The organism is Rhodococcus sp. Q1 (genome assembly GCF_004153645.1).
Lineage (GTDB): Bacteria > Actinomycetota > Actinomycetes > Mycobacteriales > Mycobacteriaceae > Rhodococcus > Rhodococcus gordoniae.
The window spans coordinates 992,135-1,005,316 of the sequence record NZ_SDMJ01000001.1; the positions used below are offsets into that span (position 1 = coordinate 992,135).

Below are 13,182 nucleotides of genomic sequence, written 5' to 3' on the forward strand. Positions count from 1 at the left end.
TCGCCGGGACCTGTAAACGCGGATCGCATCGCCAAATGTAACCGTGCGGCACATTCAAAGAGAAGGTTCCATCTGGACGACTGTTCAAGCTGCCAGATCTCGTAAGTAACGTTACAGTCTCAACGAGCGTTTTCGCATAGGAGCGACACGCATACAACTGGAAGAACTGCGCCCGGCTGGGCACGCAACGGGCAGGTCACGCGACCGGGGAGGGTACGCGGATCGGGTCCGGCGTTGCTTGTTCGTGCGAGCAGTAGGTGTCTCGGGGAGGAGACAACGATGTGGGTGGTTGGGCTATGACCGCCGTCGGGGAGGCGAGTCACGGCGTACCCGATGCCCTCGTGGGGGACTACGCCAATTCCATTCGTGGACAGCGTCAACCGCCGGGTTCGGCGAACCGTAGAAACTGGCAGCAGTCCTACATCAGCCGATTGATCTGGTCCGACGTGATTGTCGTTGTGCTGGCCGTCGTTGTGGCACACACCCTCCGATTCGGGCAGGGCGACCTATCGACAACAGAGCCGGTCTCCGAACTCAGTTACGCGCTGATCTCGGCGGGTCTCGTTGGTCTCTGGCTGATCACTCTCTCCTTGTTCCGTACTCGGTCACGGCGTGTCATCGGCGCAGGTCATAGCGAGTATCAACGTGTCGTATCGAGTACCGCTCGACTATTCGGGTTCATCGCGATCATCGCACTCGTGTTCCGCCTGGAACTGGCACGTGGATATTTGGCCATTGCCCTGCCGGTGGGTCTCGTCGGTTTGTTGCTCACGCGGTGGTTGTGGCGGAAGGTGATCGCGCGCAAGCGGGCTCGGGGTGAGTTCCAGACGTCGGTGCTGGTGGTCGGTGGTGCGCGGGCGGTGCGGCATATGACGCGCACCTTCTCCCGTAAGGACGGGGAGGGTTACCGCGTGGTCGGGGTGTGCGTGCCGCGGTATTCGGGGGCGCCGGGTGAGGTGATCGATGTCGACGGCCGGGAGATCACCGTCTACGGCGACGAGCATTCGGTGGTCGACGCATTGAAGTTGTCGGGGGCGGACACGGTGGTGGTCACCGCGACGGAGACTCTGGGCAGCGAGGGTCTGCACGATCTGGTCTGGCAGCTCGAACCGCTCGAGACGGATCTGGTGGTCGCGACGGGCGTGGTCGATGTGGCGGGTCCGCGGATCGAGATGCGTCCGGTGGCCGGTCTGCCGCTGATCCATGTGGAGAAGCCGAGTTATCACGGGGCGAAGCGGTCGGGGAAGCGGATTTTCGATCTCGCGTTCGCGAGTGCGGCGTTGGTGGTGTTGGCGCCGGTGTTCGCGGTGGTCGCGTTGTTGATCAAGCTCGAGGATCGGGGTCCGGTCTTCTACCGGGCCGAGCGGATCGGTCTCGATGGTGAGCCGTTCGGGATGGTGAAGTTCCGGTCGATGGTCACCGACGCCGACAGGTTGGTCGACACTCTGCTGGCGCAGAACGAGGGTGCCGGACCGCTGTTCAAGATGAAGGACGATCCGCGGGTCACGCGTGTGGGGAAGGTGATGCGGCGGTTCAGTATCGACGAGTTGCCGCAGTTCCTCAACGTCATTCGTGGGGAGATGAGTGTGGTGGGTCCGCGTCCGCCGTTGCGGCGTGAGGTGGAGGCCTACGACGGCCGGGTCCAGCGGCGGCTACTTGTGCGTCCGGGGGTGACGGGTCTGTGGCAGGTGTCGGGTCGGTCGGATCTGTCGTGGGACGAGTCGGTGCGGCTGGATCTGTCGTATGTGGAGAACTGGTCGATGGTCTCGGATGTGTTGATCATCGGTAAGACCGTCAAGGCGGTGCTCGCCAGCGACGGCGCCTACTGACAACCACGTGTTAGTTGCCGGGATGGCGTTCGGCGAATCCTTGCTGAGAGATTCGCGGAGAGCAAGCTGCGTACTAGCCAACTCGGAAATCGAGCACAAGCCGGACCCAACGTCCGCGCGCCATCGATTCGTTCAAGGCATAGATCGTGAAAGGGCAGGAAATGCTGCGGAGTGTAACCGATTCAGTCTTCATACGCATTCGAGGCGAGCAGATGTCGTTTGCGCGCAAGACACTGCAGGAAGTTGTCGAGGAGATCACTCAGAGCGACTCCGATAGATGGCGAATTGTCATCACCCCGAACCTGCATCACATCTACTTGATGCGGCAGGACAAGTCCCTTGTCGATCTCTATACGTCGGCTGACCTGCTTCTTCCTGATGGCTGGCCAGTGGCTTGGATGCTTTCCCGAGCGTCGGGAACGGATGTCGGCCGCATCGCCGGATCGGATCTGTTGGAGCTCGTTCTTGACACTCACGGAGCGGGCAGGCCGCTTGTACTGGTCGGCGGAGAGGATCGCGATGCCCTGACAGCTGTGGCGGAGAGGGCGCGCCGCTCGTCCTGGAAGGTTTACGAGGAACCGGCACCGCGATCTGAAGTTGATGACCCCGACTCGAGAAAGGCATTAGTTGCGCGCGTGGCTTCGAACGGCACCGGTGGACTCGTTGTCCTCGGCTTGGGCGCACCGAAGCAGGAGCGTATCGCACATGAGATTCGCGAAGAAGACGGTTCCGGGCAGATCCTTTGCCTCGGAATGGCAATCAACTTCAGCGCCGGCAGATACCGGCGGTCTCCGCTATGGATGCAGCGGGCCGGCCTGGAATGGGTCCACCGAATCGCTACTGAACCGCGTCGACTGCTGCCTCGATACGCGCGCGATGCCATGGCATTCGTCCCAACCTTCGTTGAGAATGGAGGGTTGAAAAGGTGAAATGCTCTGCTCCAGGTTCTATCACTCATCAGCGACATTTCGTCCCATCGCTTCTACCGAACGGTGTTGACATTCCTGGACTTGTTGCCCACTGGACGTCTGAAAGCGTCGCTGAGTGGCAGAGTGCTGCGTAATGACCGATCACGAAGGTTCTCTCACTGCAATGGATTCACTGGATTCGCCGGAGGTGGGACGCAATCGCAAGATCGTTCTGCAGGTCGGTCCCGCCCCAGGTACCTCCGGGGGTATCGCAGCAGTAATAGAAGAAACGCTGAAGTTCGAGTCGCCTTTTTTTGAACAACAGGCCTGCCCGTCCTGGGATCCGAACAGCAGGTTCGCGTCCTTCTCGACTGCGGCTCGGGCCGCCATCAAGATGTGCGGAAGTGTTAATAGGTGGACAATCGCTCACGTTCATCTGAGTGAGTACGGCAGCTTCATACGAGAGGGCTTTCTGCTCCTTCTCGCCAAGGCTTTGCGGAAACCCACGGTTGTAACACTCCACGGTGCGGACCTCACAAAGCACGTCGCTAAGTATCCGTCACTTACAACGTTTGTCCTGAATCGGGCCGATCTTGTTCTATGCCTGGGTAAGAACCACGCGGAGGTAGTAAGCGCGGTTGCCCGAACGTCGACGCAAGTCATTGCCAACCCGCTTAGTTCTGACGCGTTCCACTGCTGTGCCGGCACAACGCCTCAGCGAGAGGCGTCCCCGACGTTCTTGTTCGCGGGGGAGGTCGGGACGAGAAAAGGACACGATCGGTTGATCGACGCTTGGCCTGCTGTCCATGCCCGGTTTCCGGATGCAAACCTGCTTATTGCTGGCCCGTTGGCAGCCGGATATTCGGTAACTCCCCAATCGGGTGTCTCTTATCTCGGCAATCTGACCAGAGCGAGATTACGGGAGAAGATTGCGACGGCTACAGCCGTTGTACTCCCAAGTCGCGCCGAGGTCCTTCCTATGGCGCTGATCGAATCTCATGCTCAAGGGACTCCTACCGTCTATACCAAGGTCGGTGAATGGCAGGTCTTTGACGGTGCGCCGGCGATGCGGCTGGTTGATACCGATGCAAAGACCGAAGAGGAGATCGCGGCCTCGTTGGCCGAGGCGATGATCGACTGTGCGTCCGATCGCCACGATTACAGCACTGAGTTGACCGCTTGGGCGAGAAGAACATTTTCCACCGAAGTGGTGACTGCACAGTTGGACGAAGCGTACGACCGTGTTGTGAATAAGCGAGCCGGTGGAGTCCGCAGTTCAACTCTTTGGCGGAGAGCCAAAACTACAGAAGTTCCGGTAACTCCTTTGCGGAACGGGACCACCCAGGCAACGGAGGGCCAGTGAAAAAAGTCGGTATCTTGACGCGTCACGTCTATCCAAACTACGGATCGTTACTCCAGTCTCGGGCGCTCGAAACTGCCCTGGTGTCTCTGGGTGCTGCACCCCGCATCATCGACTATTTTCCTACAACCGATCGTCCGCTCAGGCTGGCAGGATCACGCCTCAAAGATTCACGAGTAAGGGACTCCGTCGTAAAAAGCGCTGCTTACTTGGTGATCCAGACCCCGAACATGGCAACGATGAGCTTGCGATTCCGTAAGTTCCAGCGCCAGTACTTGACGCTCACGCGTACCTGTGCAGATGGCGAGAGCGTTCTGGATGTTGCCGACGATCTAGATCTTGTGATTACGGGGAGTGATCAGGTTTGGAACTCGATCCATGGGCGACTGGATCCTGTTTATTTCTTGGACGGGCAGAAGCCTGACAAGAAGCACAGCTATGCAGCGAGTTTCGGATCAAGTGCGCCGTCCGCAGCGGACGTTGAGCGCGTGGCTGCATGGCTTGAGGACTTCGAGTCTGTATCCGTTCGTGAACCCACCGCGCAAAGCGCCCTTGAAGAGATGGGAATCTCTTCCCGCGTTGATGTAGATCCGGTGCTCCTACATGGGAGAGAATACTGGACTGAATTCTCGCGTTCGTACCCTTCTGCAAGCGATCGATACATCCTTGTGTATCAGCTCCACAATACTCCGGGATTTACGGAGAGGCTGGCCGCGGTTCAACGCCGACACAATCTCCCAGTGCGTCGGGTTACGCCCGATGCCAAGATGCTAGTAGAGCATCGCGCATCAGAGTATCTGGTGGATCCGGCGAAGTTCGTCGCTCTTTTTCGAGACGCTTCATATGTCGTAACAGACTCTTTTCACGGGACGGCATTCTCGTTAGCGTTTGGAAGGCCGGTCTATGCACTTCTTCCGCAGAGTAACTCGACGCGAAATGAAGATCTTCTCGCATCCGTTGGCTTAACTCGGTTGGCGTCGTCGCTGGACGAACCGCCGGTGGAAGACCCGCACTACGACGCCGATGAGGTGGCGGAGAAGTTGCATACGCGAGCCGCCGCTTCGTGGTCACATCTTCGATCACTACTGGGGACGGAGGAGCGTCCGTGAGTCAGGTACTCAAGTTGCATACGTTCCAGCCTCCGCGCTCCAGCTCTATGCAATTCGTCGACTACGCTCAGTTGACATTCTTTATCGCATACGCATTTAGTTATACCTTCTATATGGCGGAGATTATTCCGAGAGCCGCGTACTATGCATGCCTCGCGGCGCTCGTTGCATTTGCGGCATTGAGGAACATCGGGCTGATCCTGAAGTTACGCCCGGGCAGTAGGCTCATCTTCGGCAGATCAGCTGTTGCGCTCGCGATCGCATCTGGTGTTCTTGTCCTGCTGTCGATTATCAATGAAGTGGTCGTACATGGCGACTTTACATACACCAGTTTCGGTGCTGTAGGATTCATCCTGGTGCCAGCAGTAATTGCACTGTGCATTGCTAATACAGTTTCGCTCCGTATGGCCGACGTGTACGTGACGATTCTCCTGGCACGGTACGTAATCTATATTCTCACCTCGGGCGATTTCAGTTTGGCTGCGCTGAGCGCAATTAGTTGGTCGAGTTCTACGTCGCCGTTTGAATCGTCGTTCTCGCACGATATGCTGGTACTTGTAATGTACTTCGTTGTCAGGCAACAGTCGGTGCGTAGCGGAGTTGCGACATTTTTCACTATGATTTCGTTGAAACGTGCCGCTTTTGTGTCCGCCCCGTTGTTCCTGATATTTCGCCGATGGATTCGAAAGCCTATACTTCCGAAGCGCAGCTCTCTAATCGTGCTGCTACTTGCCGGCGTCGTAAGTCCCTTCGTCGTGCAGGCCACCTATTCCTCCGGGTTTTCGCGGCTTTTTTACAATTACTTCGGTGTGAGCTTCGATGACTTCGCCAGCGGGCGCGTCTCTATCTACCGTTTGGCCGTTCACTGTGCTGATACGTCCCAGGCCTTTGGATCACTGAATGAATGTTTAGGCAACGTCGCCTATCGAGTTGGCGGGACAACCTGGAATTCGCTCCTACATAATGACACTTTACGCGTGTACATGGAGGTTGGAATTATTGGGGTTGCAGTGTATCTCGGTGCTCTCGTTTTTGTGGGGAGGACGAGTCGACCTGCTTTTATTCTAATAACCTACACCTTCTTCGTGCTGATCACGTCGAGGCTGATCACACATATGAGCTACTGGATTGTGCTTTTCATCGTAATCGCTTTACTGGATCTGCATTACTCCACCACACGTTCGCATGGTTCGGATGAGGGTGGTTCAAAAATTGGTGCCGTGCAAAGCCGAAGAATTGATAAGGACTCGAAGTGAGTATTAATTCTCAGAGAATCGGAATTCTGACTCTCACGCAATCGGAGAACTACGGCACTGTTCTACAGGCCTATGCGACCCATCAACTATTCAATACGGCAGGTGGGGAGGGCGAGTACTCCCTAGTTCCGACAGACGTCGCGCATGTCAGGAGACGGCGCTTCGCTTCGGTGCTCAATCCCAAGAACCCCAGCTTTGGCCTCACCCGAGTTCAGAACTTCGCAGCCATGCGCCGATTTGTGTCGCCATATACCCACAGTACTGCCGGAAAGCGGTGGATTGACATAAACGACCGGAATGATGCTGTCGATTATCTCAACGCCCATTTCGATGGCTTTATAACAGGATCAGATGAGGTCTGGAATCTCGCATTCGTTGGCGACAAGAGTATCTATTACGCGCCTGAATTCCTCGGTCGTGTTCGAGCAAGTTTCGCGACGTCGGCTAACCGCCTCGATATCTCGAAATTATCGAAGGATACCCGGGAGATTCTTCGACGTTCACTTTCCTCGTACGCCTACATCTCCGTGCGTGATGCAAACACATCTTCCTTCGTTCGCGAGTTGCTCGAGGATTCTGCAGATATCGACGAGATCGTGGATCCTACGTTGATCCATGGTTTACCGGAGTTCGTCGTGCCCTACTCTGCGAGCGCTCAATTCGGACGAAAGAAAGTCTTGCTGATGGTGCGTGATCGCAAAATCGGTGAAGTCTTGATTTCGCATCTGCGCGATTCGGCGAATATAGACACAGTGTTTATCCGATATCCCGGCGCCCGATTCCTACAATTGGATCCCATTCAATTTGCGGGCGTCTTCGGTCAGTACGATTGCGTGGTTACGGACTTCTTCCATGGAACGTGTATGAGCACACTGAGCCAGGTGCCATTCGTCAGTTTTGACAGCGAGCCCCTCTATTCGAAGTACGAGAGCAAGATCAAGAATCTCCTAACCAAGCTTGGTCTGGAGGAGCGCTATGTCAACTTGGCAGAGTCGGGCGATCCCGGTAAATACCGCACGTTGCTCGCAAAAGTAGAACGGGCGATCGCAGAGCCGCCAGCGTGGACTGCGCAGTCTGCTGTAGAACGCGAACGACAACATGCCCTGACGGTCTTGGACCGAATCAAGCAAGCAGTCGGAGAAGGTCTTGCGGAAGTCGGGTAACTCTGCGGGAGTAGCTGGGCGCTCCCTCGTATATGCCGTCGCTTCCATCCTGCAAAAACTCTCCTCGCTAATCCTACTTCCGGTTTACACAAGGCTGCTGACACCGGAGGAGTACGGATACTTCAATCTGATCGTCACTCTCCTGCTGCTCGGCGGTGCAATTGCATCGCTGGGTATGGAATACGCGGTGGTGCGATTCTGCCACCCATCTTTCGAGGGCAGAGATGGAAACGGAAACGTAAGTGCGGGTGATCCTCCAAGTCAGGCCAAGTTCTATACTGCGGCCTATACAACGGTGTTATCCGCTGCGGTGATTCTTACTGCTGTTCTAATCCTGACTGGACCGTTGTATTCCCCCTTGATATTTCCCGATTTTGATTTCTATCCGGTTATCTTGGTGGCGTTGGTATCGTTGTTTTTCCAGCCGTTGACTTCGGTTTTTCTAGCGCTGCTTCAAGCGCGATCAATGGCCAAGTTCTACGGTGTTTACTCGCTTGCCCTCTTCGTGTGTAACGGTGGGTTGACCGTACTATTCCTTGGACCGCTGGATCTCGGACTTCTTGGTGTAGCGCTCGCATTGGTCATGGCCAACGGGTTGTTTGCGTTGATCGGAACAACGCGAGCTATGAAGATGGGGATGCTGTGGGTACGCTTCGAGCGGAAAGAGGCTCGTCGTCTGCTTGCATACGCCGTGCCTATGCTCCCCCACACGCTTACCTTGCAGGCGACTTCGCTGGCGACTCGGGTCATCATTTCGCACGTAATTAGCGTCGCGGCCGCCGGTTTATTCAATATCGCTATGTACGCGGTCAATTTCATCGACGCAATCCAGACGGCTTTTCATCGCGCATTTTTGTCGTGGTACTTCACGCAGGTTGATGAGCGCCCATCCGGCTGGCGGGATCGCGTACGCGGTGTGATTGCGACGTTCGTGGGCGCCTCGGTCATCATCTCATCCTCGGTCGCACTGTTCGCGTCCGAGCTTTTGATGTTGATGACGCCGGAGAGTTTCCATGCAGCTGCCGGAATCGTTCCTCTACTTGCGCTCAGCATGATGGTGAAGGCGATTTACTACCCCTCATTGTCAGCTCTGCTCTATCACGAGAAGGGCACCCGTGCGGTGTTGTTGATATCCGGAACGTCGAGCGTCATTTCAATACCCTTGGCCGTATTAGGGGCAGCTCAATTCGGCTTGATGGGTGTGGCCGCGGCTCAGTTGGTGCAACGCATCATCATGAGTGGAATGGCAGTCCGCTCGTCCCGACGCCTAGACATACCCGGCATCCCCTGGGTACGCGTGGTAAGGCTGCAAGCCGGCGGTCTCGCTGCGGTGTGCTTTGTGTTGGTGGGCGACCATCAATCCTGGTGGGGCCTGGACTTCTGGCCCGTACTGTCCGCCAAATTGTTCGTTTGGATAGTTCTTGTCGCATACCTACTCGTTTGCGATCCCAATCTCGTCAAGGCAGCAAGGAGTGTGATTCGTCGTGAGTCTCAAGAAAAAACTAAAGTCCGTTGACTCGCTACGGCAGTTCGTAAAGCGGATAAAGATCCACCGGGAATACTTCTACGATGCGCGGTTCATGTCGAGTCATCTCTTGGACGGTGGCCGCGAATCGAGCCACGAGCAGTACCGGATCATGTTGCGGGTCCATTCACTTGAGAAGGGGATGGCGTATCGCTCGCCTAGGTCTTTTGGTGCCGCGAAGGCAGTTGCGCTGGCCCAGATGCTTGAGAACGCAAGCATCGAGACCCGAATGTCGACCGCTCATCAGATGGGAAAGTCAGTTCTGCGAGCATGGCTAGAGTTTCATGCCGACCGGGATGACAAAAATCAGGATGCATACGAAACGATAAGACGGTTCCTGGCCAGAGCAGAGGAACCAGACGTCGAGGCGTGCGAAGCCGGCGTGCGAACTATTTCGGAACGAGACCCGAAAGCTTGGGCGAAGCTCCCATTCGATGAGTTCGTTGCGTCGCGTCATTCGACACGGCGCTATTCCAGCGAGAAAGTTGCGGACGAAGTTCTCGACGAGGCGGTGCAACTCGCAATGTTGTCCCCTTCGGCCTGTAACCGACAGATGGTCCGACTGCACGTCATCGACGACCCGGAGGGCAAGCGCTTGCTTTATGACACTCTGCATGGCACAGGCGGGGTGGACTACGATACGTGCCAAATGGGTTTAATTACGTATGATTCTCGTAGTCTGGAATTCTATGGCGAAAGAAACCAGGGTTATCTCAACGCTGGTTTGTTTGCAATGACTCTCGTATACGCGCTGCATTGGAAGGGTGTAGGTGCATGCTTATTGCAATTTGGCAATACGGCAGCGGAAGAGCGTGTCCTAATTCGAGGATTGGGAATACCGGAGTACGAACGAGCGGCCGTAGGAATTTCATTCGGTCATCTTGAGGCGAGCGATGTGGTTCCAGCCAGTGTGCGGAGGGGCATTGTAGAGGTGCTGCGGCGCAACGCATCTTCTCAGATAGGAAACGTCTTGTGACCCCCAACGGAGATGTTGTGAACGCTGTCTTGCCCGCAACCTCGTCAGCGATTAGATACGCGCATATCGATGCGATGCGAGCAGTCGCAGTCATGCTCGTTGTCGTCGGTCACGCCGGAATCGGTCATATAGTGCCGGGTGGCGCAGGTGTAACGATATTCTTCGCAATATCGGGCTTTATTATCACTACTCTTCTACTGAAAGAATGGGACCGGACAGGAGGATTCGACGTAGGAGGGTTCTATACTCGCCGTCTCGTCAAACTGGCCCCTCCGCTCGTTGTTGTGTTGGTAATTCCAACAGTTGTTTATGCTGCAGTGGGCGGGTTGATTAACTGGAGTGCATTCGCAGGTCAGGTTCTATTTTACTTTAACTGGATAAAACTTGACCACCCAGACGTGCTTCCGGGTTCGGCGGTCGTATGGAGCTTGTCCATCGAGGAGCAGTTCTATATAGTCTTCGCGCTGTTGTGGTTGTGGCTAGTGAAAAGTCCGCACGCTATCCGGTGGCTAGGACTCGCCTCGATTTTCGCTATAGCTGCGAGTACGGTCCTGCGCGTGTTGCTGGCCACTCCTGGAAATGAGCATATCGCCGATCGAATTTACTATGGATCGGACACGCGCGCAGACAGTCTTGCCTGGGGGATTCTCGCTGCTCTGCTCCTGCGTCGGTGGCAGAAACCTAAGCCGACTCGCGGGCTGATTGAGCGCTGGAGTGGGAGTGGGTGGGTATTAGTCGCTGCGGTCGCCGTTTTTCTCATCAGTCTGTTGATTCGTGATGATTGGTTTCGGCAAACAATTCGATACACGTTGCAAAGTATCACTACCTGCACCGTAATAATTTATGGTTTCAATGCAAATGTCGGTTTTGTGTCGGCAATTTTTACGCGATTGTCGAGAATCAAGTCGGTCCAGCTCATCGGACTATCCAGCTACAGCATATACTTGGTTCATCTAAGTCTTATTATGGTTTTCAAGGATTATTTAGATGCTTGGCCGCTGGCTGCGCGCGTCGTGGCCCTTACGGTTTTGTCAACTGTAGTCGGCATCTTGATCTACAAACTCGTAGAGGTCCCTGCTCGGAAGATGTACGACGAGTCCCGCGAAAGACGCACGGTGCGAAAAAAGCGGAGCAGTGCCCCCGGGCGGCACGATGGTGTCGAGGCGCGGGAAGTAGCGTGACAGGTTTGGTGTCGCGCTGTGCCGCTTGGATAGCGCAGACCGCAATAGCGCGATTCCGTGGTCAGATCGGGTCTGGGAGAGGTGAGGTGGGTCGTCGAGTGGTGCTCGCAGAGCTGCATTAGTTCAATCGGCGTAGTTTTGTCCCGAAGTGGCGAACCTGTACATTCATTTACCCATATTGGGGTAGCTTTCGGCCAGATTTTGAAGCGTCACGATCTCCTTTGTTGTTCGGGACTACCCTCCCTTGGTGCATACGCAGAACAGGGTTTTATTGCACGGGAAGTGCACAATAACGGTCCCGCCCGAAAGGACGCGTCCGGTTACCTCTGAGTTCGCGGGTCCGCGTCTGAGGTGACGTCAACTGTACTGCGGGAAGACGCTGCTGAGGGGCGCTAGTTTCCTGCACTGGGTAGATCCGTTATTTTGAAATGGCGTATCGGGGAATTAGGGGGAGCGCTCTGTTGAGGCCGCCCCGGAGCCGAGCTTCCAGTAATGCCATCCCTGGGACCGCCATAGAGGCCCGTCGAGGCAGTTTCGACCGTCAAGGACGTTATGAGACCGGACGAGGTGTGCGACGGTCGCGGGGTCGAGCCGACAAAATTCAGACCACTCGGTGAGAACGAGAACTGCATCTGCCCCTCGGCAGGCTTCATGAGCGCTCGTGGCGTAGTTGAGGGTCGGGAAGACTTTCCTCGCGTTGTCCATGGCCTGCGGATCGAAGACAGTGACTTCCGCCCCGCCTAGCTGAAGCTGCCCCGCAACATTCAGCGCGGGAGAGTCTCGGACGTCATCCGATTCGGGCTTGAACGCGGCACCTAGCACGGTAATGCGTGCTCCAAGAACGGATCCTCCGCATGCCTTTCGTGTCATTTCGACCATTCGTGAACGGCAACGCATATTGATACTGTCGACTTCGCGGAGGAAATGTAGTGCCTGGTTCGCCCCGAGTTCTCCCGCCCTGGCCATCAGAGCCCTTATGTCCTTGGGTAGACAGCCACCGCCGAATCCGAGGCCGCCATTGAGAAAGCGGCGACCAATTCTGGGGTCATATCCGAGAATGTCAGCGAGCTCGGAGGAGTCTGCTCCCGCGACCTCACATACCTCTGAGATAGCGTTAATGAAGGAGAGCTTGGTAGCTAGGAAAGCGTTGGCTGCGGACTTCGCGAGTTCAGCGGTTGCAAGGTCAGTCACGACCAGGGGAACGCCTGCACTGATCAGGGATCGGTAGACTTCTCGTAGCACGCTCTCTGCGTGTCCTGCGCGGTCATGTTCGATCCCGAAGACAAGTCTGTCGGGCGTCAGAGTGTCCTGGACAGCAAATCCTTCGCGAAGGAATTCGGGGTTCCATGCTACTTCGACGGCGTCCCTGGCCGGAGCGAGCGAGCGCACTCGTTCGCTCAACGCCGTTGCAGTTCCTACAGGAACGGTCGACTTGCCGACAACGACCGCCGCTTGGGTCAAATTGGGCGCTAGCCGGTCAATTACGGAGTGGAGCTGGGTAAGGTCAGCCGCATAGTCGCCGTGCCGCTGTGGGGTACCTACAGCAATGAAGTGTAGATCCGCAAACGATGCCGCCTCTTCGTACGACGTAGTGAATGACAGACGTCCTGATTCGATATTCCGACGGAGAACGTCGAGCAGTCCAGGTTCGAAGAATGGAACCTCTCCCGCTTCGAGTTTCGCGATCTTGTCTGCATCGATATCGACGCCGAGAACCTGATGTCCAAGTTCAGCCATGCAGGCCGCATGAGTAGCGCCGAGGTATCCGGTTCCGAAAACAGTACAACGCATGGGCATTTCATACTGTTCCCGAGTGAGCATTCCGCGTACCTGTCCATCGTCAAAGGAGAACTTTCGGTGTACATCTCCAACTAC

10 protein-coding genes are annotated in these 13,182 nt (G+C 56.0%); 9 read left to right on the top strand and 1 reads right to left on the bottom strand.

All coding sequences use genetic code 11. The features are described 5' to 3' along the window. Positions 1-362: 362 nt before the first annotated feature. From EQ874_RS04685 to EQ874_RS04725, 9 genes are all read left to right on the top strand, one after another. The gene (locus EQ874_RS04685; RefSeq protein ID WP_165369206.1) at positions 363-1,829 is read left to right on the top strand and encodes a sugar transferase; all 1,467 of its coding nucleotides are present in this window, start codon (positions 363-365) and stop codon (positions 1,827-1,829) included. Between the two features lie 146 nt (positions 1,830-1,975). After that, positions 1,976-2,758, top strand: coding sequence for a WecB/TagA/CpsF family glycosyltransferase (locus tag EQ874_RS04690; protein ID WP_129975838.1), 783 nt, complete (start codon positions 1,976-1,978; stop codon positions 2,756-2,758). Positions 2,759-3,131: 373 nt separating this feature from the next. Further along, on the top strand, positions 3,132-4,100 hold the full coding sequence (locus EQ874_RS04695; RefSeq protein ID WP_242496655.1) for a glycosyltransferase family 4 protein: 969 nt from the start codon (positions 3,132-3,134) through the stop codon (positions 4,098-4,100). Continuing rightward, entirely contained in the window at positions 4,097-5,206 is a 1,110-nt protein-coding gene (locus EQ874_RS04700; protein WP_165369198.1) for a polysaccharide pyruvyl transferase family protein, read from the top strand. Before EQ874_RS04695 ends, EQ874_RS04700 begins: the two co-directional genes overlap by 4 nt. Continuing rightward, positions 5,203-6,462, top strand: a complete 1,260-nt coding sequence (locus EQ874_RS04705; protein WP_129975844.1) for a hypothetical protein — start codon at positions 5,203-5,205, stop codon at positions 6,460-6,462. Before EQ874_RS04700 ends, EQ874_RS04705 begins: the two co-directional genes overlap by 4 nt. Next, a complete protein-coding gene (locus EQ874_RS04710; RefSeq protein ID WP_129975846.1) occupies positions 6,459-7,625 on the top strand; it encodes a polysaccharide pyruvyl transferase family protein in 1,167 nt (388 codons plus the stop codon). The genes EQ874_RS04705 and EQ874_RS04710 overlap by 4 nt, the downstream gene beginning before the upstream one ends. Beyond that, complete coding sequence (locus tag EQ874_RS04715; protein ID WP_129975848.1) at positions 7,609-9,141, top strand: lipopolysaccharide biosynthesis protein; 1,533 nt, start codon at positions 7,609-7,611, stop codon at positions 9,139-9,141. The genes EQ874_RS04710 and EQ874_RS04715 overlap by 17 nt, the downstream gene beginning before the upstream one ends. Then, complete coding sequence (locus EQ874_RS04720) at positions 9,110-10,126, top strand: nitroreductase family protein (RefSeq protein WP_129975850.1); 1,017 nt, start codon at positions 9,110-9,112, stop codon at positions 10,124-10,126. Before EQ874_RS04715 ends, EQ874_RS04720 begins: the two co-directional genes overlap by 32 nt. Positions 10,127-10,143: 17 nt before the next feature. After that, positions 10,144-11,307 carry an acyltransferase gene (locus tag EQ874_RS04725; RefSeq protein ID WP_129975852.1) on the top strand — a complete coding sequence of 388 codons (1,164 nt, stop codon included), beginning with the start codon at positions 10,144-10,146 and terminating at the stop codon, positions 11,305-11,307. A gap of 444 nt (positions 11,308-11,751) precedes the next feature. Here EQ874_RS04725 and EQ874_RS04730 read toward each other — a convergent pair whose 3' ends face one another. After that, entirely contained in the window at positions 11,752-13,098 is a 1,347-nt protein-coding gene (locus EQ874_RS04730; RefSeq protein ID WP_129976020.1) for a UDP-glucose/GDP-mannose dehydrogenase family protein, read from the bottom strand. Positions 13,099-13,182: the final 84 nt, after the last annotated feature.

Excerpts from the sequence above, each read along its gene's own strand:
- EQ874_RS04695 (WP_242496655.1), top strand. The coding sequence starts at position 3,132 with ATGTGCGGAAGTGTTAATAGGTGGACAATCGCTCACGTTCATCTGAGT.
- EQ874_RS04730 (WP_129976020.1), bottom strand. The coding sequence starts at position 13,098 with ATGCGTTGTACTGTTTTCGGAACCGGATACCTCGGCGCTACTCATGCG.